General features: G+C 73.7%; 19 protein-coding genes. 9 read left to right on the forward strand and 10 right to left on the reverse strand.

Annotation, left to right across the window (positions count from 1 at the left end; genetic code table 11):
* Nucleotides 1-7 precede the first annotated feature (7 nt).
* The 6 genes from ASG05_RS06305 to ASG05_RS06330 all read left to right on the forward strand — a co-directional run bounded on the left by ASG05_RS06305 (nucleotide 8) and on the right by ASG05_RS06330 (nucleotide 6,118).
* The gene (locus tag ASG05_RS06305) at nucleotides 8-673 is read left to right on the forward strand and encodes a GntR family transcriptional regulator (RefSeq protein WP_157490115.1); all 666 of its coding nucleotides are present in this window, start codon (nucleotides 8-10) and stop codon (nucleotides 671-673) included.
* A gap of 94 nt (nucleotides 674-767) precedes the next feature.
* Nucleotides 768-1,811, forward strand: a complete 1,044-nt coding sequence (locus tag ASG05_RS06310; protein ID WP_056258958.1) for a tripartite tricarboxylate transporter substrate binding protein — start codon at nucleotides 768-770, stop codon at nucleotides 1,809-1,811.
* Nucleotides 1,808-2,398: a tripartite tricarboxylate transporter TctB family protein gene (locus ASG05_RS06315; RefSeq protein ID WP_056258960.1), complete on the forward strand. Its 591-nt coding sequence runs from the start codon at nucleotides 1,808-1,810 to the stop codon at nucleotides 2,396-2,398. The genes ASG05_RS06310 and ASG05_RS06315 overlap by 4 nt, the downstream gene beginning before the upstream one ends.
* Nucleotides 2,399-2,401: 3 nt before the next feature.
* Nucleotides 2,402-3,958 (forward strand): tripartite tricarboxylate transporter permease, encoded by a 1,557-nt coding sequence (locus ASG05_RS06320; RefSeq protein ID WP_056258963.1) that lies wholly within the window; start codon nucleotides 2,402-2,404, stop codon nucleotides 3,956-3,958.
* 232 nt (nucleotides 3,959-4,190) lie between these two features.
* On the forward strand, nucleotides 4,191-4,994 hold the full coding sequence (locus ASG05_RS06325) for a sugar phosphate isomerase/epimerase (protein WP_200936770.1): 804 nt from the start codon (nucleotides 4,191-4,193) through the stop codon (nucleotides 4,992-4,994).
* Nucleotides 4,991-6,118: a Gfo/Idh/MocA family protein gene (locus ASG05_RS06330; RefSeq protein ID WP_056258965.1), complete on the forward strand. Its 1,128-nt coding sequence runs from the start codon at nucleotides 4,991-4,993 to the stop codon at nucleotides 6,116-6,118. Before ASG05_RS06325 ends, ASG05_RS06330 begins: the two co-directional genes overlap by 4 nt.
* Nucleotides 6,119-6,345: 227 nt before the next feature.
* Here the strand turns inward: ASG05_RS06330 and ASG05_RS06335 are convergent, their stop codons facing one another.
* The 10 genes from ASG05_RS06335 to ASG05_RS06380 all read right to left on the reverse strand — a co-directional run bounded on the left by ASG05_RS06335 (nucleotide 6,346) and on the right by ASG05_RS06380 (nucleotide 16,231).
* A complete protein-coding gene (locus tag ASG05_RS06335; protein ID WP_056258968.1) occupies nucleotides 6,346-6,618 on the reverse strand; it encodes a hypothetical protein in 273 nt (90 codons plus the stop codon).
* 326 nt (nucleotides 6,619-6,944) lie between these two features.
* Complete coding sequence (locus ASG05_RS06340) at nucleotides 6,945-7,640, reverse strand: SDR family NAD(P)-dependent oxidoreductase (protein WP_056258972.1); 696 nt, start codon at nucleotides 7,638-7,640, stop codon at nucleotides 6,945-6,947.
* Nucleotides 7,641-7,643: 3 nt separating this feature from the next.
* Nucleotides 7,644-9,023 (reverse strand): exo-alpha-sialidase, encoded by a 1,380-nt coding sequence (locus ASG05_RS06345; RefSeq protein WP_369814042.1) that lies wholly within the window; start codon nucleotides 9,021-9,023, stop codon nucleotides 7,644-7,646.
* The gene (locus ASG05_RS06350) at nucleotides 9,020-9,814 is read right to left on the reverse strand and encodes an HpcH/HpaI aldolase/citrate lyase family protein (RefSeq protein ID WP_056258975.1); all 795 of its coding nucleotides are present in this window, start codon (nucleotides 9,812-9,814) and stop codon (nucleotides 9,020-9,022) included. Before ASG05_RS06350 ends, ASG05_RS06345 begins: the two co-directional genes overlap by 4 nt.
* 117 nt (nucleotides 9,815-9,931) lie before the next feature.
* Entirely contained in the window at nucleotides 9,932-10,981 is a 1,050-nt protein-coding gene (locus tag ASG05_RS06355; RefSeq protein ID WP_082486506.1) for an aldo/keto reductase, read from the reverse strand.
* A complete protein-coding gene (locus ASG05_RS06360) occupies nucleotides 10,978-11,808 on the reverse strand; it encodes a dipeptide/oligopeptide/nickel ABC transporter ATP-binding protein (protein WP_056258978.1) in 831 nt (276 codons plus the stop codon). Before ASG05_RS06360 ends, ASG05_RS06355 begins: the two co-directional genes overlap by 4 nt.
* Nucleotides 11,801-12,685, reverse strand: coding sequence for an ABC transporter ATP-binding protein (locus ASG05_RS06365; RefSeq protein WP_056258981.1), 885 nt, complete (start codon nucleotides 12,683-12,685; stop codon nucleotides 11,801-11,803). The genes ASG05_RS06360 and ASG05_RS06365 overlap by 8 nt, the downstream gene beginning before the upstream one ends.
* Nucleotides 12,682-13,719 carry an ABC transporter permease gene (locus ASG05_RS06370; protein WP_082486507.1) on the reverse strand — a complete coding sequence of 346 codons (1,038 nt, stop codon included), beginning with the start codon at nucleotides 13,717-13,719 and terminating at the stop codon, nucleotides 12,682-12,684. The genes ASG05_RS06365 and ASG05_RS06370 overlap by 4 nt, the downstream gene beginning before the upstream one ends.
* Complete coding sequence (locus ASG05_RS06375) at nucleotides 13,716-14,651, reverse strand: ABC transporter permease (protein ID WP_056258983.1); 936 nt, start codon at nucleotides 14,649-14,651, stop codon at nucleotides 13,716-13,718. Before ASG05_RS06375 ends, ASG05_RS06370 begins: the two co-directional genes overlap by 4 nt.
* Before the next feature lie 2 nt (nucleotides 14,652-14,653).
* Nucleotides 14,654-16,231, reverse strand: a complete 1,578-nt coding sequence (locus ASG05_RS06380; RefSeq protein ID WP_157490104.1) for an ABC transporter substrate-binding protein — start codon at nucleotides 16,229-16,231, stop codon at nucleotides 14,654-14,656.
* Between the two features lie 157 nt (nucleotides 16,232-16,388).
* Between ASG05_RS06380 and pdxA the strand changes: the two genes are divergently transcribed.
* The 3 genes from pdxA to ASG05_RS06395 all read left to right on the forward strand — a co-directional run bounded on the left by pdxA (nucleotide 16,389) and on the right by ASG05_RS06395 (nucleotide 20,588).
* Nucleotides 16,389-18,704, forward strand: a complete 2,316-nt coding sequence (gene pdxA / locus ASG05_RS06385; protein ID WP_056258985.1) for a 4-hydroxythreonine-4-phosphate dehydrogenase PdxA — start codon at nucleotides 16,389-16,391, stop codon at nucleotides 18,702-18,704.
* A 29-nt stretch (nucleotides 18,705-18,733) separates the two neighbouring features.
* Nucleotides 18,734-19,510 carry a DeoR/GlpR family DNA-binding transcription regulator gene (locus tag ASG05_RS06390; RefSeq protein ID WP_056258987.1) on the forward strand — a complete coding sequence of 259 codons (777 nt, stop codon included), beginning with the start codon at nucleotides 18,734-18,736 and terminating at the stop codon, nucleotides 19,508-19,510.
* Nucleotides 19,511-19,793: 283 nt separating this feature from the next.
* Complete coding sequence (locus ASG05_RS06395; protein WP_056259205.1) at nucleotides 19,794-20,588, forward strand: SDR family oxidoreductase; 795 nt, start codon at nucleotides 19,794-19,796, stop codon at nucleotides 20,586-20,588.
* The last annotated feature ends 36 nt before the right edge of the window (nucleotides 20,589-20,624 follow it).

Below are 20,624 nucleotides of genomic sequence, written 5' to 3' on the forward strand. Positions count from 1 at the left end.
CGGTGACGTGGCCGAGCGGCCCACGCGACACGACGGCGACTCGATCCACGACGAGCTGCGCGCGCAGATCCTGTCGGGCGTCATCCCGCCCGGTGCCGCGTTGCGCGAGGTCGTGCTGGCCGAGCGCTTCGGCGTCTCGCGCACGCCCGTGCGGGCGGCGCTCGGGCGACTCGAGCACGAACGGCTGCTCGAACGCGGAGCCCGGGGCCTCTTCGTCAAGCGCGTCGACGCGCGGGAGGTCGTGCAGGTCTACGACGTGCGCATCATGCTCGAGGCCGAGGTGGCGGCGCAGGCCGCCGGCACCCGCGACGACCACGACCTCGAACGGCTCGACGGGCTCGTGGCCCGCGACCGCGCGCTCGTCGACCCCCCCGACCGCCTGCGCATGACGACGAACCTCGAGTTCCACGCCGCGCTGTGGGACGCGGCCCACAACCCGGTGCTGCTCGACCTGCTCGAACGGCTGTCGGTCCACCTGATCCACACCCCGAGCTCGACCCTGTCGGTGGGCGACCGCTGGGTCGAGGCCCTCGACGAGCACGCCCTGATCGTGGCGGCGATCCGCGAGCGCGACGCCGTGCGCGCCGGTGCCGTCGCCCGGCGGCACATGCAGCGCGCGCGTGAGATCCGGCTCGACCTGTTGCGCCTCGAGGTCGACGCCGAACTGGGCTGACCCGCCCGGCCGAGCGCGCCTCCTCGTTGACGCCCGGGGCTCGTCACTGTATACAGAGTGTGACGAAGACGTCGACGATCGATGAGGAGCAACGGTGCCCGCAGACGAACGTGCCCCCGGCGGGGGCCTTCGAGACCGCATCGGCCTGGGGGTGGTCGTGGCCCTCGCGATCGCCGTCGTGGTCGCCCTCGTGACGACCAACCTGGCCCGCAGCGCCAGCCCGGCGACCGCCATCCAGGCCGCCCTCGGCGGCCAGCAGCTGCGCATCATGGCGCCGGCCAACCCCGGCGGCGGCTGGGACCAGACGGCCCGCGCCATGCAGTCCTCGCTCGCCGACGTGATCGGCCGCAGCGAGGTCTACAACGTCGGCGGCGCGGGCGGCACCCCGGGCCTCGCCCAGTTCGTCCAGCACCGCGGCGACGCGAGCCAGCTGATGGCCACCGGCGCGATCATGATCGGTGCCGTCATCACGAACGAGTCGCCGTACTCGCTGCAGGACGTCACGATGCTGGCCCGGTTGAGCACCGAGTACCTCGTGCTGGTCGTGCCGGCCGACTCCGAGATCGAGACCCTCGACCAGTTCGCCCAGCTCATGCGCGACGACGTCGGCGCCCAGTCGATCTCGGGCGGTTCGGCGGGCGGGGTCGAGCAGATCCTCGCCGGCCTGTTCGCGCAGGCGGCCGGTGCCGACCCGGCCGAGGTCTCGTACGTGGCCCACTCGGGCGGCGGCGAGGCGCTCACCACGCTGCTCTCGGGTCGCTCGACCGCGGGCATCTCGGGCATCAGCGAGATCGCGCCCTACATCGCCGACGGTTCGGTGCGGGCGCTCGCGGTGTCGAGCCCCGAGCGGGTCGAGAACCTGCCCGACGTGGCGACGTTCCACGAGCAGGGCCTCGACGTCGAGCTGCAGAACTGGCGCGGCGTCGCCGCGCCCCCCGGCATCAGCGAAGAAGACGAGGAGGCGCTGGTCACCATGCTCACCGAGATGCACGACACCGAGGCCTGGGGCGACATCGTCCAGACCCGCGGGTGGGGCGACGAGTTCCTCACCGGGCCCGAGTTCGACGAGTTCGTCGCCGCGCAAGAGGAGACCATCGGCACGGTCCTCGACGACATCGGGCTGGGAGGCGACCGATGAGCGCCCGCCGGCGCGAGAAGCCGGGGCCGCCCGGCCTCGACACCACCGAGGTGCGGACGGTCCGCGACCGTCGCGCCGCGCCTCCGTCGTCCGTCGCCGCGCGGGCCGTCGACCACCCGGCGGTGGTCAGCGGTGCCGTCACGGCCGTCGTCGGCCTGCTGCTCGTCGTGGCCGCGGTCGTCGTGCTGAGCGACGCCGCGTCGCTGCGCCCGACCAGCGAGCCGCTCGGGCCGGCGGCCTTCCCGACCATCATCGGGGTGCTGCTCGCGGTGGTGGGTGCCGCGCTCGTCGTCGTCAACCTGCGTTTCGTCCTGGTCGTCGTGCGTCGCGGCGTCGGCCCGGTCAGCCCGCGCCTCTGGAGCGTGCTCGGCCTCTTGGCCGGCATCGTCGTCTACGGGCTGCTGCTGCCGTTCGTCGGCTTCACCGTCGTCTCGGTCGCCCTGTTCGTGGCCGGGGCGCTGGTGCTCGGCTCGCCACGACCGTGGTGGCGCCTGGCCCTCTACGGCCTCGTGCTGGCCGGCGTCATCGTCCTGCTGTTCGACCGCGTGATCGGCCTGGCCCTGCCGGCCGGGCCCTGGGGGTTCTAGACCATGGACCAGCTGAACCTGTTGATGCAGGGCTTCGAAGCGGCCCTCACGCCCGAGAACCTGCTCTGGGCGCTGCTCGGCGTCACCATCGGCACCGCGGTCGGCGTGCTGCCCGGCATCGGGCCGGCCCTCACGGTGGCACTGCTGCTGCCCATCACCTTCCGCCTCGACCCGGCGGCGGCGCTGATCCTGTTCGCCGGCATCTACTACGGCGGCATGTACGGCGGGTCGACCACGTCGATCCTGCTGAACACCCCGGGGGAGTCCGCCTCGATCGTCTCGGCGATCGAGGGCAACAAGATGGCCAAGGCCGGTCGCGCCGCGTCGGCCCTCGCCACCGCCGCGCTCGGCTCGTTCGTCGCCGGCACGGTCGGCACGATCGCCATCACGTTCGTCGCCCCGTGGGTGGCCGACTTCGCCGTCCAGCTCGGGCCGCCCGAGTACGTCGCCCTCATGGTGATCGCGTTCGTGACCGTGTCCGCACTGCTCGGCCCGAGCCTCCTGAAGGGGGCCGCCAGCCTGCTGATCGGCCTGACCATCGGACTCGTCGGCATCGACGCGCAGTCCGGCCAGGCCCGGCTCGCCTTCGGCAACGGCGGCCTCTTCGACGGCATCGACGTCGTGCTCGTGGTCGTCGGCCTCTTCGCCATCAGCGAGGCCCTCGGCCACGTCCTGGCGAAGACCGGCCGCACGACCGTCCAGCCCGTCAAGGGGCGTGCCCTGCTGACCCGCGAGGAGTTCAAGCGCTCGTGGCCCGCCTGGCTGCGCGGCACGGCTCTCGGGTTCCCGATCGGGTCGCTGCCGGCCGGTGGGGCCGAGATCCCGACCTTCCTGTCGTACGCGACCGAGAAGCGGCTGTCGAAGCACAAGGACGAGTTCGGCCACGGCGCCATCGAGGGCGTCGCCGGGCCCGAGGCCGCGAACAACGCCGCAGCAGCGGGCGTGCTCGTGCCGCTGTTGACCATCGGGCTGCCCACCTCGGCCACCGCCGCGGTCATCCTCACGGCGTTCCAGTCGTACGGCCTGCAGCCCGGGCCGACCCTGTTCGCCGAGTCGGGCGACCTCGTCTGGGCGCTCATCGCGTCGCTCTACATCGGCAACGTGATGCTGCTCGTGCTCAACCTGCCGCTGGTCAAGGTGTGGGCCCGGGTGCTGACCATCCCGGCGTGGGCCATCTACGCCGCGGTCGTCGTGTTCGCCTGCCTGGGCGCCTACTCGGCGGGCGGGTCGACCACCGACCTGTTCCTGCTGGCGGGCATCGGTGCGCTCGGCCTGCTGCTGCGGATCGCCGACATCCCGGTGGCCCCGGCCGTCGTGGGGCTGATCCTCGGGCCGCTGCTCGAGCAGCAGCTGCGCCGGGCGATGATCCTGTCCGAGGGCGACCCCGGCATCCTCGTGTCGAGCCCGCTGACCGTCGGGCTGTGGATCGCGATCGCCGTCGTCCTCGTGGTGCCGGGGGCCCTGTCGCTCGGCCGTCGTCGTCGGCGCATCCTCGCCGAGCGCGTCGAGACCGGCGCCGTGCGCACGGTCGACGACCGCGAGACGGCCGACCGGCGGTGAACCCGGGAGGCGCGGGTCGGCCACCGTCCGCGCCTCCCGACCCGCGCCTCCCGCGCTCCCCGACCCGCGCCTCCTGGCGTCGGGGGCGCCGTGGGCGTCGCTCGGGCTGATGGGCGACGGCCGTCGTCGAGACCTGATCTGTGTCGATTCGCGTCGATCTTTTGTCACCGGTCGACACAAGTGGCAGAGTTGACTGGAGCCACCCGCCGTCACCACGACAAAGGAGTCCCCCATGCCCTCGTCACCCTCCGTGCAGCTGTACACGGTCCGAGACGCCGTCTCGGCCGACCTGCAGGGCGCCGTCGCCCGCATCGCCGAGATCGGCTTCACCAAGGTCGAGCCGTACTCGTTCGTCGAGCGCGCCGACGAGTTCGAGAAGGCCTTCGCCGACTCGGGCGTCACCGCCCCGTCGGGCCACGCACCGGTCATCGACTCCGACGAGCCCGAGAAGGCCTTCGCGGCCGCGGTCCAGCTCGGCATCGGCACCGTCATCGACCCGTTCATCCCCAGCGACCGGTGGCAGACCGCCGACGACGCGCGAGCCATCGCCGACCGCGTCAACGAGCTGCAGGTGCTCGCCGCGGCCTCGGGCCTGCGCTTCGGCTACCACAACCACCAGTGGGAGTTCGCGAACCAGGTCGAGGGCCGGCCCGTCTACGACTTCTTCCTCGAGCGCCTGAACGACGACGTCGTCCTCGAGATCGACACGTTCTGGTCGACCGTCGGCGGCATGGACACCCCGGCGCTGCTGCGCTCGCTGGGCGACCGCGTGCAGTTCTTGCACGTCAAGGACGGCAAGATCTCGGGCGACATCGCCACGGCCCTGCCGAGCAGCGAGAGCGCCCTCGAGGTGCCGGACGCGCTCGCCGCCGCCTTCAAGAACCAGACCCCGGCCGGCCAGGGCGACGTCGACGTGGCGGCCGTGCTCGCGGCCGCGCCGCACGCGCTGCGCGTCGTCGAGTTCGACGACTACGCGAAGGACGTCTTCGACGGCGTCGCCGAGTCGTTCGCCTGGCTGCAGGAGAACGACGCATGAGCGGCCTCGACGCCACGGGCGGTCGCACCGGCCGCGTCGGCGTCGGCGTCATCGGCGCGGGCGTCATCAGCAGCACGTACCTCGAGAACATGACGCGCTTCGCCGACCTCGAGGTGCTCTTCGTCGCCGACATCGACCTCGACCGCGCGAAGGCGCAGGCCGAGGCCCACGGCGTGCCGGGGCACGGCACGGTCGACGAGTTGCTCGCGATCGACGACATCGAGATCGTCGTCAACCTGACGATCCCCGCCGCGCACGCCGAGGTCGGTCGTCGCATCGTCGCCGCCGGCAAGAACGTCTGGAGCGAGAAGCCGCTCGCGCTCGACCACGACTCGGCCCGCGACCTGCTCGCGGCCGCCGAGGCCGCCGGCGTCCGCGTCGCCTGCGCGCCCGACACCGTGCTCGGTGCCGGCGTGCAGACCGCCATGCGGGCCATCGCGCGCGGCGACATCGGTCAGCCGCTGACGGCGACCACGATGTTCCACGTGCCCGGGCCCGAGTCGTGGCACCCTAACCCCGACTTCCTGTTCGCGATCGGCGCGGGCCCCCTGTTCGACATGGGGCCGTACTACGTGACGACCCTCGTGCACGCCTTCGGGTCGGCCAGTCGGGTCAGTGCGGTGTCGTCGAAGTCGTTCGACACGCGGACGGTCGGCAGTGGCCCCCGGGCCGGTCAGACCTTCCCCGTCGAGGTGCCGACGCACCACGCGGCCCTGATCGAGTTCGCGGGCGGGCAGTCGGCGCAGTCGACGTTCTCGTTCCAGAACGCCCTGCCGCGCATGGGGTTCGTCGAGATCAGCGGCACCGAGGGCACCCTCGTGCTGCCCGACCCGAACACGTTCGAGGGCGACTCGAGCCTCTGGCGCTTCGGTCGGGACGAGCCCGAGACGCTGACGGCCGTGGGGTCGACCTACGGCCGCGGGTCGGGCGTGCTCGACCTCGCCCGGGCCATCCGCGGCGGAGACGCCGAGCGGGCCAGCGGAGCGGTCGCCTCGCACGTGCTCGACGTCCTGCTGGCGATCTCGTCGGCCGCCGAGCAGGGCTCGCCCGTCGCCGTCGAGTCGGCCGTGCAGCAGCCCGTGCCGCTCGACGAGGGCTGGGACCCGTCGGCCGCGACGCTGTAGGCGGTCGCCGCGCCGACGAGACACGACATGCCGCCCACCTCTCGAGGTGGGCGGCATGTCGTGTGAGGCGGCGGGGTGGGCGTCGTCGGGGACGCGACCCGCGCCTCCTCGGGCAGGGCCGCACGGGTTCAGGTCGTGCGGCCGGGCAGGGCGTCGCCGGGGACGCGACCCGCGCCTCCTCGGGTCGGGCCGCACGGGTTCAGGTCGTGCGGCCGCGAGGGGCGTGACTACGCGGTGCGGACCGAACCGGTCGCCGTGTGGATCGAGCCGGTGGCCGTACGGACGGACGCCGTCCCGGTCGAGAGGCGGCGCAATGCGCTGGCGGTGTAGCGGCCGATCGCGAGGTCGCGGCGGGCGCTCGTGCTGACGTAGGTGCCGGGGGTGACGTCGGCGGCGACCGAGCCGACGTACGAGCCGACGGTCGCGGGGGCGGTCGTGCCGACGTAGCGGCCGCCGAGGGGGGTGGTGGCGGTGCGGGTGGTCGTGGCGGTGGTGTTCACGGTGACTCCTCGGGCTGGGCTGGTGCTGGTGGGTGCTGCTGGTCGGGGGCCCGCGATCGGTTCGATCGAGCGGGCGGTGACCGGCGGGGGAGGACTCGGCCGAGGTGCTCGACGGTTGCCCTGGCCTCCGTCGGCGTTGACACCACTGTACGCCTTCTTTTGAATCAGTCAAAACAACGGCGGGGTCCCGCAGCGGTTTCTGGACACTCGCCCGGGGCAGGACGCCCCACGGTCGCGTCGTCGAACCACGCTCCGGGGTGGTTCGACGACTCGACGGTGGTGCGACCCCGGCCGCTGCGGCCGTCGGCACCCTGGACCCCCGGGCCTCAGAGCGAGGCGCCGCCGCAGACGACGAGCGCCTGCCCCGTGATGCTGCGCCCGTGCGGCCCGAGCACGAACGCGACGAGCGCGGCCACGTCGACCGGGTCGACGAGCGCGCCCAGCGGCGGCACGACCGGAGCCGAGGAGGCGCGGGCCGGGTCGGCGAGCATCGGCGTGTCGGTGGGCCCCGGCGCCACGACGTTGGCGGTGACGCCGCGGGGCGCCAGTTCGGCCGCCCAGCTGCGGGCCAGGGCGACCTGCGCCGCCTTCGTCGCCGCGTACTGGCTCTTGCCCGCGACGCCGACGGCGGTGCGGCTGCCGATCAGGACGATGCGCCCTTCGTCCGAGAGGCGGTCGACGAGCGCGTCGACGAGGGCGGCGGCCGCCCCCACGTGCACGGCGGACATGCCCTCGAGGGCGGCCGGGTCGAGTCGGCCGAGCGGCGCGGCGACCTGGAACCCGGCGGCGTGCACGATCGCGTCGACCCGGCCCACGTCGGCGACCGCGGCCCGGACGCCGGCCGGCACCGCGAGGTCACAGCCGATCCAGGCGAAGCCGACGCCGAGGTCGACCGGCCGGCGGCTCAGCCCCGTGACGTGCCAGCCCTCGGCCAACAGGAACTCGGCGATCGCCCGCCCGATGCCCGAGCTGCAGCCCGTGACGACGGCGTGCCGACCGGCACCCGTCTCGTCGTCGACCACGGCTCAGCCCGCGAGGCCGGAGCCGGGCAGGTCGGGGCCGGGCAGGTCAGGGCCGGGCAGGTCGGCGGGCGCCAGGCGCACGTGGCGGATCGCCCGGCGGTGCCAGGTGTAGGCCACGTGCACGGCACCGTCGCTCGTCTGCGTGATGCTCGGGTACGACAGCTCGCGGTTGAGCCCGTCGCGCGAGTTGTTCGAGAGGCACCAGCCGTCGCCGTCCTCGAGGTCGACGCGGTGCGGCCAGCTGCGGCCGCCGTCCGACGACACGGCCAGCGACATGGGCGCCCGCGGCGTGCCCCAGAACGCCGTCCGGCCCTCGCCGACCCGCGCCTCCCGGTCGGCGTCGGCGTCGATGCCGCCGTCGGCATCGGCGTCGACGGCCGCCCCGGGCAGCACGGCCTGCTCGACGATGCCGGACTCGTCGATCTCGTCGTAGAGCCCGAGCCGGCGCTCGGTCGTGGCGTCGGCACGCCGGTGGTTGTAGACGATCGCGAGTCGTCCGTCGGCGAGCGGCACCCACTGCACCGACGAGTTGTTGTTGGGCAGCTCGGTCGGCACGGGCGGCGACCAGCTGCGGCCGCCGTCGGTCGAGCGCGACTCGTGCACGGCGTCGGCCCGACGGCTGCGGAACAGCGCGAGCAGCGACCCGTCGGGCAGCTCGTGCACGTTCATGTGCACGGCCCCGGTGCTGCCCGGGACGGCGACCTCACCCCACGTGTCGCCGCCGTCCCGGGAGGTCATGACCGAGCTCGTGTCGTGGTCGCCCACCCACGCCCGCCCGGGGGTCGTCACGCACCGGAAGACCGGCACGAGCAGGTCGCCGCCGCGGGTCACGAGCGGCGGTTGGCGCACGAAGACGCCGCCGGTCTCGTCCGCCGCGAAGAGCGTCGACGGCTCGCCCCAGGTGGTGCCGCCGTCGGTCGAGACCCGGCGGCGCACCTCGGCGGAGTCCTGGTTGCCGGCGCGCTGCGCCGTGTAGAGCAGCCAGACGTCGCCCGAGGGGGCGACGAAGAGCACGGGGTTCTGCTCGGAGCGCGCCGGGTCGTCGCTGAGGCCGACGGGCTCGGACCAGGTGCCGGCGTCGAGCGTCGACGACCAGACGTGGATGTCGGACACGCCCTCTTGCGTGCCGCCGAACCAGACGCAGGCCAGGCGGCCGTCGGGCAGCTCGGCGAGGTTCGCCGCGTGCGACTGGACCGTGGCCGTCGGCAGGTACGCCCACTCGCGCCCGTCCGCGTCGGGCCGCAGTCGGCCGTCGGCGACGATCCGCTCCGGGGCATCCGCGACGGCGCCGCCGGTCGCCGTGGTACCCGAGGCCGTGTCGCCCGACGCCGTGCCGACCGTGGCCGGATCGCCCTCGGCCGTGACCGTGTCGTCGGTGCTCACGCCGCGCCTCCCGGGGTCGCGTCGTCGATCGCGAGCGCGCGCTGCAGGTGGTCGCGCGCCGCGGCCTCGAGGTGGTTGAGGTCGCCGGCGACCGTGGCGAAGGTGTAGCCGGCCGCGAGGCGCTGCCGGGCGACGTCGCCGTGCGGGGTGTGGATGCCCGCGGCGATGCCCGCCGCCTCGGCCGCGGCGGCCACGCGGACGAGCGCCGCGTCGAAGGCCTCCTGCACGGCCGGGTCGCCGGGGTAGGCGCCGCCGACCGCGATGCAGAGGTCGCTCGGTCCGACGTAGAGCCCGTCGAGCCCGGGGGTGGCGGCGATCGCCTCGACGTTCGCGAGGCCGTCGGGCGTCTCGATCATGGCGAGCACGATCGTGGTGTCGTTCGCCTCGGCGGGCACGGGTCCGATGCGCAGGCTCGAGCGCATGGGCCCGTACGAGCGGCGTCCGTGCGGCGGGTACTTCGCGCTGCGCACGGCGGCCGCGGCGTCGTCGGCGGTGTCGACGAGCGGCACGATGATGCCCGCCGCCCCGGCGTCGAGGGCCTTGCCGATCGGCGTGATGTCGTTGGCCTCGACCCGCACCAGGCCGGCCGAGGTCTGCCCGGCGTCGATCGCGAGCAGGCCGGTCATCATGCCCCGGTAGCCGAAGAGGCCGTGCTGCGCGTCGAGGCAGACGTAGTCGTAGCCGAGCCGCGCGATGCGCTCGGTCGCCGGCGGCGCGTCGAGGGTGACCCAGTAGCCGACCGCCTTCTCACGGTGGCGGATCGTGCGGGCGAAGTCGCTGGCGGTGCTCATGGGGCTCTCTCTCGTGCGGTTCGTGCGGGTGGGGCGGGAGGCGCGGGGCGGGACGCGCGGGTCAGGGGGTGCGGGTCGGGACGCGCGGGTCGGGAGGCGCGGGCCAGGAGGCGCGGGTCACCGAGCGTACGGAGGCATCGGCCCCCGCAGCGACCGCCCGATGTCGTCGCATGCGGCGACGACGTCGGCCGGCAGCGGTCCGGCGGCGATCGCTTCGACGTTGGCGGTCAGCTGCTCGGGGCGCGACCCGCCGAGCAGCACCGAGCCGACCTCCGGCCGGTGGGCGACCCAGCGCAGGGCGAGCTCGACGAGCGAGACCCCGGCCTCGGCGGCGACGCCCGACAGGCGGTCGATCGCGGCGAACAGCCCGGCGTCCCAGTACCGCTTCGTGTACATCTCGGCGAGGGCCGAGTCGCCGAAGCGACCGTCGGCGGGGGTCTCGTCGAACCGGTGGCGACCGGTCAGCAGGCCGCCGCCGAGCGGGTTGTAGACCATCGTCTCGATGCCGTGGACGCTCGCGAACTCGAGGTACTCGTCGTCCAGGCGTCGGGCCACGAGGTTGCAGAGCTGCTGCGCGACGACCGGGCGCGGTGCCCCGACGGCGTCGGCCACGCGTTCGACGTCGCCGATCTGCCAGGCGGCGTAGTTCGAGACGCCCAGCGAGAGCAGCTTGCCCTCGTCGGCCAGGGCGGCGACGGTCGACAGGGTCTCGTCGAGCGGGGTCAGCCGGTCGGGCTGGTGCAGGTAGAAGAGGTCGAGCCGGTCGGTGCCCAGGCGCCGGAGGCTCGCCTCGACGCTCGCCCGCAGGGCCGCGGCCGCGAGCGGCGGCAGCCCGTCGGCGTCGGCGTGCGGCATGCCCGCCTTCGAGGCGAGCACGACGTCGTCGCGGCGCCCGGCCAGCAGTCGGCCGAGCATCGTCTCGGTCACGCCGCCGACGTAGGCGTTGGCGGTGTCGATCCAGCTGACGCCGGCGTCGAGCGCCGTGTCGAGCATGCGGCCGGCGGTGGCCTCGTCGACGGTGTCGCCGAACGTCATCGTGCCGAGCACGAGCCGGGGAGGCGCGGCGCGGGTGCCGGTCCCGTCGACCGTCGTGGCCGTGTCGGTGGCCGGGGCGGCGACGGCATCGCCGTCGGTGGACGTGGTGGTTCCGGAGTCGGTCCGGGTCATGCGGTGGCTCCCAACGAGAGACTGCGGACGACGTGGCGCGGCTTGACGCCGGTCATCGTGGCGGGGTCGAGGGCCGCGCGGCGGAGGCGGCGCGTGTAGTCCTCGGCGGGCGAGGTGAGCACCTGGGCGGTGGCGCCCTGCTCGACGACGGCCCCCTGCTTCATGACCAGCACGCTCTCGCTGATCTGCTGCACGACGCCGAGGTTGTGCGAGATGACGACGTAGGTGATGCCCGTGTCGACCTGGATCTCGCGCAGCAGCTCGAGCACCTGGGCCTGCACCGACACGTCGAGGGCGCTCGTCGCCTCGTCGCAGATCAGCAGGTCGGGGCTCGAAGCGAGTGCCCGCGCGATGCCGATGCGTTGGCGCTGGCCGCCCGAGAACTCGTGCGGGCGGCGGTCGAGCGCCGTCGAGGGCAGCCCGACCCGGTCGATCAGGCGGGCGGCCTCGGTGGCGCGGTCCTGCGCCGACCGCACGCCCTTCAGCCGCAGCGGCTCGGCGACGATGTCGCGGGCGCTCAGGTGCGGGTCGAGCGAGCCGTAGGGGTCTTGGAAGACCATCTGGAACCGGTGCCTCAGGGGCCGCAGCCGCGCCTCCGACAGGGTCGCCAGGTCGGTGCCGTCGAGCACGATGCGCCCGCTGGTCGGCTGCAGCAGCCGCATGACCGCCTTGGCGATCGTCGACTTGCCGCAGCCCGACTCGCCGACGATGGCGAAGGTGCTGCCGCGGCGCACCGAGAACGACACGTGGTCGACGGCGCGGTGGGCGCTCGTGCCGCTGCCGTAGTCGACGACCAGGTCGTCGACCTCGAGGATGGTGTCAGACACGGGTGGCCTCCGGGCGGTCGCTGCTGCTGGTCGTGGTCGTGGCGGGGGTCTCGTCCCAGGCGCCCAGGGTGGGCACGGCGGCGAGCAGCCCCTGGGTGTAGGGCTCGGCCGGGTGCTCGACGATCTGCCGGACGTCGCCCGACTCGACGAACACGCCCGCCTTCATCACGTGGATGCGGTCGGACACCAGGCGGGCGACGCCGAGGTCGTGGGTGATCATCAGCAGGCCGATGCCGCGTTGCTCCTGCAGTTCGAGCAACAGGTCGAGGATGCCGGCCTGCACCGTCACGTCGAGGGCGCTGGTGGGCTCGTCGGCCACGATCAGCTGCGGCTCGCAGGCCAGCGCGATCGCGATCAGCACGCGCTGCAGCATGCCGCCCGAGAGCTGGTGCGGGAACTTCTTCAGCTGGGCCGTCGGGTCGGGGATGTGCACCTGTTCGAGCAGGCGAACGGCCCGGGCGGTGACGGCGGCGCGCCCGCTGGCCGCCCCCGCGATGCGGATCGCCTCGCCGAGCTGCGAGCCGATCGACCGCACGGGGCTGAGAGCCGTCATGGGGTCCTGGGGGATCAGCGCGACGGCTCGCCCGCGCACCGTCCGAACCGCCGAGGCGTCGGCGAGCACGTCGAGGCCCGTGATGCGCACGTGCCCCGAGACGACCGCGAGGTCGGCGGGCAGCAGCTGCAGCACGCCCATGGCGGTGGTCGACTTGCCCGAGCCGGACTCGCCGATGATCGTGACGGTCTCGCCGCGGGCGATGTGGAACGAGACGCCGTCGACGGCGCGCACGACGCCGTTCGTCGTCATCAGCTCGATCTGCAGGTCGCGCACCTCGAGCAGCAGGTCGGCGTCGGTCGCGGCGGGGGTCGTGGGGCTCATGCGAGGGTTCCGTCCTTCTCGGTCGCCGACGCGCCGGGCCGCAGCCCGACGAACTTACGGAGGCGCGAGGCCGCCGACCGGCGCGGCCGGTCCCGCAGGGCGTCGCCCAGCAGGTTCACCCCGACGACCAGCAGCACGATGAACAGGCCAGGGATCGTGACCATCCACCACGCGGTGGTGACGTAGTCCTGGCCGTCCGAGATGATCCGGCCCCAGGTGGCGAACGGCCGTTGCGGGCCCGCCCCGAGGAAGCTCAGGGCGCTCTCGAGCAGCACCGCCTGGGCGAGCAGCAGCAGCACGACCAGGGTCGCCTGCTTGATCACGTTGGGCACGACGTGGCGCAGCAAGATGGTGAAGCGGTTCAGGCCGAGGGTCCTCGCCGACGACACGTAGGGCTTCTCCCGTTCGACGAGCACGAGCGACCTCGTCAGTCGCGCGACCTCGGGCCACTGCGCTATCGCGATGACGAAGGTGATCACCGGGATCGACGGGCCGAACAGCGCCACGACGAGCAACAGCATCATGAGCAGCGGCAGCGACATCTGGGCCTCGAGCAGGCGGCTGATCAGCGTGTCGGCCCAGCGCCCGTAGAAGCCGGCGATCGAGCCGAGCACGACGCCGATGGCGCCCGAGACGATGACGGCGAGCACGCCGATCGCGAGCGAGACCTGCCCGCCGTGCAGCACCCGCGACAGCAGGTCGCGGCCGAGCTGGTCGGTGCCGAACAGGTGACCGGCCGTCAACGGAGGCGCGAGGCGGTTGCCGAGGTCCTGGCCGTTCGCGTCGGGCAGCGGCAGGGCCTGGGCCAGCACGATCGGGACGATCACCACGAGGGCGGAGATCGCGCCGACCCACAGCTTGACCCGTGCGGCGGAGGACCGCCTGGCCGCCTCGGACCTCTTGAGCAGGCGCGGCGTGACCGCGGTGGGTCGCGCCTCCTGTGCTTCCGCACCGGCGGTGCGGGCGGTCGCGGCACCGGCACGGCCGGCCGTCGTCGGGCCGGACGGGCGTCCGGCGGTGTCGAGGTGGCTCATGCGGCACTCGCCTTTCCGAGCCGCACGCGCGGATCGAGCAGGGGGTAGGCGAGGTCGATCAGCAGCTGGACGCCGACGGCGAGCAGCGACGTGACCAGCACGGTCGCCTGGATGAGGGGGTAGTCGCGGGTCTCGAGGGCCCGCACGATGAGCGACCCGACGCCGGGCCAGGCGAACACGACCTCGACCACGACGACGCCGTTCAGCATCGCCGCGAAGCGGGTGCCGAGGGCCGTGAAGACGGGGATCGCCGAGTTGCCCATGGCGTAGCGCCAGGTCAGGGCACGCTCCGAGACGCCGCGCGAGCGGGCCACGGTGAGGTAGGGCGCCGAGAAGTTCGTCGCCATCTCGCGCCGGACGAGCCGCGAGATGAGGGCCACCTGCAAGATGGCGATCGTCACGGTCGGCAGCACGAGGCCGCCCCAGGTCGCGAACCCCGAGGCGGGGAAGACCGGGATCACCACGGCGAAGGCGCTGAGCAGCAGGATGCCGGTCCAGAAGTCGGGCATCGACTGGCCGGCGATCGCGACGACGTTGACGCCGGTCTCGCTGCGGGTGTCGGTGCGGCGGGCCATCCAGACGCCGAGCGGGATCGACACGACCGCGGCCAGCAGGATCGCCGCGAACGACAGGGTCAGCGTGTACGGCAGCCGTTCGAGCACGACCTGCACGGCCGGTGCCTGGAACGAGTACGAGGTGCCGAGGTTGCCCGTGAACAGCTGCTGGAGGAACACTCCGTACTGCTGCAGCAGCGGGTCGTCCAGGCCGAACTGCTCGCGCACCGCGGCCAGTTGCTCGTTCGTGGCGAGGGGGCCGGCGTAGGCGACGGCCGGGTCGCCGGGTGCGAGGCGGATCAGCACGAAGACCGTCGACACCGTGAGGAACACGGTGAGCAGGCCCTGGCCGAGGCGCTTGAGGACGTAGGTCGCCACGGTCAGGCCCCCAGTCGGACGGTCGAGAGCGGGTACGAGTTCGACGACGCCAGCTCGAGGCCCTCGACGCGCTCGCGGCGGGCGAGCACCGACTTCGGCACGAAGGCCCAGGCGCACGGCCAGGTGTCCCACGCCGCCTGCTGCGCCTCGGCGAGCCGCTGCTGGCGCAGGGTCGCGTCGGGCTCGGTCGAGGCCCGGGCGATGGCCTCGGTGACGTCGGGCTTCACGTAGCCCTGGTAGGTGTCGCGGGTCTGCTCCTTCTCGGCGGTGCCCGCGTACATGCCCTGCAAGATGGTCAGCGCGAGCCCGGTGGGGGCCGAGAAGCCGTTGCCGAGCAGGTCCCAGTCGCCGGCCTTGCCCTGACGCCACTGCAAGATGTCGCCGCCCGGCTCGAACTGCTGCAGGGTGGTCCGCACGCCGATCGCGCCGAACATCTCGACGAGGGCCTCCATGATGAAGGTGTCGCCGGCGAACTCGCCGGTCTCCCAGATGATGCGCAAGGTGAGGTCGCTCGCGCCGAGCTCGGCGAGCGTGCTGCGGGCCAGGTCGGGGTCGTAGGTGTACTCGCCGGTCTTCGCGTAGCCGAGCAGGCTCGACGGCACGACGCCGTCGGCCTGCGTCACCGAATCGGTCAGCACGTCGCGCACCAGGGCGCGGCCGTCGATCGCGTGGCTGAGCGCCTCGCGCACCCGGGCGTCGGCCAACGGGTGCCCCTCGGGCTTGCGGAAGTTGAAGAAGATCTGGTTGATGCGCAGGCTCGACGCCTCGTCGAGCGCGATGCCGGGCAGGCCCTGCAACTGTGTCGCCGAGTCGGGGGTGATCGAGTCGATCACGTCGACCTCGCCGCTGCGCAGGGCGATGACGCGGCTGGACTCCTCGGGCAAGAACCTCACCTCGACCCGTTCGACGCCCGGTGCCTCGCCCCAGTACTGCTCGTTGCGCGTGAGGCTGTAGGTGCCGGCGCCACGGTTGAAGCGCGTGACGACGAACGGGCCGCTGCCCACGCCGTCCTGCAGCTCTTCCGGCTTGTTGGCCGCCGCCGGGGTGATCAGGATGTTGCTCATCAGGGCGTCGAGCACGGGGATCGGCTGCGACGAGTCGAGCGTGAAGGTGCGCTCGTCGATCGCGGTCACGGTCGGGAACTCGGGGAAGAAGCTGGCCACGAACGAGCCCTGCACCTGTTCGTACATCTGCAGGGCCGTGGCGACGTCGTCGACCGTGACCGGCGTGCCGTCCGAGTAGCGGACGCCCTCGCGCAGCCGGACGGTCCACTGCGTGTCGCTGGTCGGCTCGAAGGACTCGGCGAGCACGAGCTCGGGGGTGATGTCGGGGCCGATGCGCGTGAGCGCCTGGCGCACGGCACGCTGCACGGTGACGGCGGCGTCGAACTGGTTCAGCTTGTTGTCGAGGCTGACCAGCGAGCGGTTGAGGGCCAGCGTCAGCGTGCCCGGGCCCGGCAGGCCGGTCGGACCGGCGCAGCCGGCGAGGCTGGTGGTGGTCACGAAGAGGCCGGCCGCGGCACCCCATCTCAGCAGGGTGCGGCGCGACATCTCGTGGTCCGCGAACGGAACGGTCATCATCGACCTCTCGATCCAAGGGGTTCGACGAGGTCGACCGACGCCCGGTACCGCAGCGCTGCGAGGCCCTCGTCCGGGCTGAGGGACACTGTGCCACCACTGCGCGTTCCGCGCAAGACTGCTGGCGCGAAACGCGCAGCCGTGTCAGGATGACCGCATCATGACCCCGATCACCGTCATCGCCGACGACCTGTCCGGCGCCGCCGAGACCGCCGAGCAGTTCCGGCTGCGCGGCCATGAGACCACGGTCTCGCTCGGCGTGCCCACGGGCCCGCCCGCAGCGGTGACGGTCGTCGACCTCGGCACCCGAGCGGGCACCGCCGAGGAGGCGCGGGTCGCGATCGACGCGCTGCCCCTGCCGGTCGGCACCCTCGTCCTGAAGAAGACCGACTCGCTCTGGCGCGGTCACGTCGGGCCCGAGCTCGAGGCCCTCGCCGCCCGCGGGTACGACGTCGTCGTCGCCGGGGCGCTGCCCGCGCTCGGCCGCACCGTCGTCGACGGGCGGCCCCTGGTCGACGGTCGGCCACTCGCCGAGAGCGGGCTCTGGCACCTCGAACCACGCCGCGCCCCCGGGGCCCTCGACGACCTGGTCGACCACCCGACGGTGCTCGTCGGCCTCGACGTCGTGCGCTCGGGCCCGACCGCGTTCACCCGGTGCCTCGACGACGCGCTCGGCGGGGGAGCCCTCGCCCTCGTCGACGCCGAGACCGACGACGACCTCTCCGCCGTGGTCGACGCCGTGCTCCGGCTCGCGGAGCGGCCCGGCGCGCGCCGACCCGTCGCCCTGGCCGGCAGCGCGGCGCTCGCCGCGGCCCTGGCCGACGCCGTGGCACCCGCGAGCGGGCCCGCGGGCGACCTGGGCACCTCCGTGGGCGCCGGGCCCCGCGGGTGGGCCGGGCCCGAGCGACCCGTGCTCGTCGTGGTCGGTTCGGCCGCCGAGGTGGCCCGGGGCCACGTCGACGTGCTCGCCGCGACCGGTGCGGACGTGCACGTGCTCGACCCGGCGGACGACGGGGGCGACCTCGTCGACGCGGCCCGCGCCTCCTTGGCCCTCTCGCCCCTCGCCGTGCTCGCCGTCACCGGGCGTCGCCTGGCCGACCCGGCCGCCGCGTCGGCCGCGCTCGCCGCCGTCGTCGCGCGCGTCGCCGCCGACGTCGAGGTCGACCTCGTGCTGACCGGTGGCGAGACCGCGCGGGCCGTCCTCGACCGGCTCGCCACGACCACCCTGCGGCCGCTCGCCCAGGTCGAGCACGGTGCCGTGCTCAGCCGCACGGACGACGACCGACTGGTCGCCACCAAGCCCGGCAGCTTCGGCGGGTCGACCGTGCTCGCCGACCTCGTCGACCTGGTGCGCCGCACGCGCACCGGCGTCGACCCCCACGACCTCACCGGAGTCGGCCGCGTCCGGCGCCCCCACGAAACGGAGAACCCCATGACCACGACCACCCCCGACACCCGGCCCTTCATCGCCGTCACGATGGGTGACGGCGCCGGCGTCGGGCCGGAGGTCACCGTCGGCGCCCTGCTCGACGAGGCCGCCTACCGCGACGCCCGCCCCGTCGTCGTCGGCGACGCGCACCGACTGCGGCTCGGCGCGGCGGCCCTCGGGGTCGAGGCCGAGATCGTCGAGGTGGACGGCCCGGCCGACGCCGTCTTCACGCCCGGCCGCATCAACGTCGTCGACCCGCACCTGCTCTCGGCCGACCTGCCCTGGGGGGCCGTGTCCGCCGAGGCGGGCCACGCCGCGTACGAGTACATCCGCATCGCGTGCGAGCTCGGCATGGCGGGTGCCGTGCAGGGCATCTGCACGGCACCGCTCAACAAGGCCGCGCTGCACGAGGCCGGCCACGTGTTCCCCGGCCACACCGAGCTGCTCGCCCACTTCATGGGCGTCGGCGAGGTGTCGATGATGCTCTCGACGCCCAAGATCAAGGTCATCCACGTGACCACCCACATCGGGCTGATCGACGCCATCGCCAAGATCGAGCCGGGCCTGGTCGAGCGCACCGTGCGCCGCGGCTGGGAGGCCCTGCGCCGGGCGGGCGTCGACGACCCGCGCATCGGCGTCTGCGCCATCAACCCGCACGCCGGCGAGAACGGCCTGTTCGGCTACGGAGAAGAGGCCGAGAAGATCACCCCCGCGATCGAGGTGCTGCAGGCCGACGGCATCCGCGCCGTCGGGCCGCTGCCCGCCGACACCGCGTTCTTCCTCGGCGGTCGCGGCGACTACGACCTCATCGTGGCGATGTACCACGACCAGGGCCACGGCCCCGTCAAGGTGCTCGGCATCGAGGCCGGCGTCAACATCACCGTCGGACTGCCCGTCATCCGCACCTCGGTCGACCACGGCACGGCCTTCGACATCGCCGGCACCGGCGTCGTCGCGGTCGGTAGCATGATCGAGGCGTTGCGCCAGGCGGTCGAGATGTCGCCCAGCCCGGCCGACGCGGCCCGGGTCGGAGCGCCGTCGGCCTGAGCCCGCCCCACGATCAGGACGGTCACCGCATGAGCACCACCGCGCGAGAGCGACGCCGCGACATCGTCGAGCTGGCCCACACCACCGGGCTGGCGAGCGTCGACGAGCTCAGCCGTCGCTTCGAGGTGACCCCGTCCACGATCCGACGTGACCTGGCCGAGCTGACCCGCCAGGGCGAGATCGCCCGCACCTACGGCGGCGCCATGCCGCTCGGCGCCCCCGGTGCCGAACCGACCTTCCGCCAGCGCAACCGCGAGGCCGGGGTGGCGAAGGCCGAGATCGCCCGGTACGCCCGCACGCTCGTCCGCGACGGCGAGACGCTGCTGTTCGACGCGGGGTCGTCGGTCGCGGCCTTGGCCCGGGAGGCGCGCTCGGGTCTGGTCGCGACGGTCGCCACCACCTCGATCGCCGTCATCCAGCAGCTCGCCGACTCGGACGGCATCCACCTCGAGTGCCTCGGCGGCACGCTGCGCCCCGCCAGCCAGGGCTTCGTCGGGCCGCTCGCCGAGGCCGCCCTCGAGCGCATGACCTTCGACCGGGTGTTCCTCGGGGCGGACGGCGTGCTCGCCTCGGGCCACGTGGTCGAGGCCGACCTCGTCCAGACCCGCCTCAAAGAGCTGATGTGCCGGCAGTCCGAGCGCGTCTACGTGCTGGCCGACGGGTCGAAGCTCGGCCGCGCGACCTTCCACGCCCGGGCCGAGCTGCCCGACGGCTGGACCCTCGTGACCGACGCCACCGCGACGCCCGAGGCCCTGGCCGCATTCGAGGCCGCCGGCGTCGACGTGGTCGTCGCGCCCGCCGGCTGACGCGCGCTGCGCGCCGCTCGCCGGCTGGCGCGCCGCCCGCCAGCGCGCGTCCCGCCCCGCGCCCCGCGTGCCCTTGTCGCACCGCCGAGTGAACGTCGCACCGTCACATTCGGCGGTGCGACGTTCACTCGGCGGTGCGATGTCGGCACGGACTCGGCTCACGGGCCTGCGGACCCGACGTGGTGCCCCGCGGAGGTCGCACCGCGCTCGCGTCGTCGAACCAGCCCGGAGGCTGGTTCGACGACGCGACGGTGGTGCGACCTCGTCGGGCAGGATGGTCGACATGCCTGCCCCCGCCGCCGCCCCGCACATCTCGGCCCTGCCCACCGCGCTCGTCACCGGTTCGTCCGGCGGCATCGGCGCGGAGTTCGCCCGTCGGCTCGCGCCCGACCACGACGTGGTGATCGTGGCGCGCAGCGGCGACCGCCTCGAGCAGGTGAGGGCCGAACTCGTGGCGACCCGCGCCTCCGGGGCGTTCACGACCGTGGTCGCCGACCTCGCGACGCCCGAGGGGGTCGAGACCGTGCTGGCCGCGGTGGGCGACCGCCCGATCGACGTGCTGGTCAACAACGCGGGCGTCGGCTCGCACGGCGCCTTCGCCGAGGCCGACGCCGACGCGCAGCAGGCGCAGGTGCACCTCAACTGCTCGCAGGTGGTCGCGCTGACGCGCGCGCTGCTGCCGGGCATGCTCGAGCGCCGACGCGGCACGGTGGTGAACGTCGCCTCGACCGCGGCCTTCCAGCCGATCCCGACGATGGCGGTCTACGGCGCGACGAAGGCGTTCGTGCTCTCGTTCAGCGAGGCGCTGCACGCCGAGGTCCGCGGGTCGGGGGTCACCGTCACGGCCCTCTGCCCCGGCGCGACCGAGACCGGGTTCTTCGCCGCGACCGGACGGGACTTCCTCACGAGCGGGCGCCAGACGCCCGAGCAGGTCGTCACCGCGGCCCTGCGGGCCGTGCGTCGTCGTCGCGCCGTCGTCGTCAGCGGGCTCGGCAACGCGATCGGCGCGCAGGCGCACCGGTTCCTGCCGCGGCGACTCGTGACCGCGGCGTCGTCGCTGATCGTGCGCGAGCGCTAGAGCCGCCGGCCCGGCCCGAGCCCGAGGTCGTCGAGC

Origin of the sequence: Frigoribacterium sp. Leaf186 (assembly GCF_001423905.1) — a bacterium.
Taxonomy (GTDB): Bacteria; Actinomycetota; Actinomycetes; order Actinomycetales; family Microbacteriaceae; genus Frigoribacterium.

Bases quoted from the DNA above. Each gene is read 5' to 3' on its own strand.
- ASG05_RS06395 (WP_056259205.1), top strand. From the start codon at position 19,794: ATGCCTGCCCCCGCCGCCGCCCCGCACATCTCGGCCCTGCCCACCGCG.
- ASG05_RS06350 (WP_056258975.1), bottom strand. From the start codon at position 9,814: ATGAGCACCGCCAGCGACTTCGCCCGCACGATCCGCCACCGTGAGAAG.
- ASG05_RS06315 (WP_056258960.1), top strand. From the start codon at position 1,808: ATGAGCGCCCGCCGGCGCGAGAAGCCGGGGCCGCCCGGCCTCGACACC.
- ASG05_RS06365 (WP_056258981.1), bottom strand. From the start codon at position 12,685: ATGAGCCCCACGACCCCCGCCGCGACCGACGCCGACCTGCTGCTCGAG.
- pdxA (WP_056258985.1), top strand. From the start codon at position 16,389: ATGACCCCGATCACCGTCATCGCCGACGACCTGTCCGGCGCCGCCGAG.
- ASG05_RS06355 (WP_082486506.1), bottom strand. From the start codon at position 10,981: ATGACCCGGACCGACTCCGGAACCACCACGTCCACCGACGGCGATGCC.
- ASG05_RS06330 (WP_056258965.1), top strand. From the start codon at position 4,991: ATGAGCGGCCTCGACGCCACGGGCGGTCGCACCGGCCGCGTCGGCGTC.
- ASG05_RS06390 (WP_056258987.1), top strand. From the start codon at position 18,734: ATGAGCACCACCGCGCGAGAGCGACGCCGCGACATCGTCGAGCTGGCC.
- ASG05_RS06370 (WP_082486507.1), bottom strand. From the start codon at position 13,719: ATGAGCCACCTCGACACCGCCGGACGCCCGTCCGGCCCGACGACGGCC.
- ASG05_RS06380 (WP_157490104.1), bottom strand. From the start codon at position 16,231: ATGATGACCGTTCCGTTCGCGGACCACGAGATGTCGCGCCGCACCCTG.
- ASG05_RS06325 (WP_200936770.1), top strand. From the start codon at position 4,191: ATGCCCTCGTCACCCTCCGTGCAGCTGTACACGGTCCGAGACGCCGTC.
- ASG05_RS06320 (WP_056258963.1), top strand. From the start codon at position 2,402: ATGGACCAGCTGAACCTGTTGATGCAGGGCTTCGAAGCGGCCCTCACG.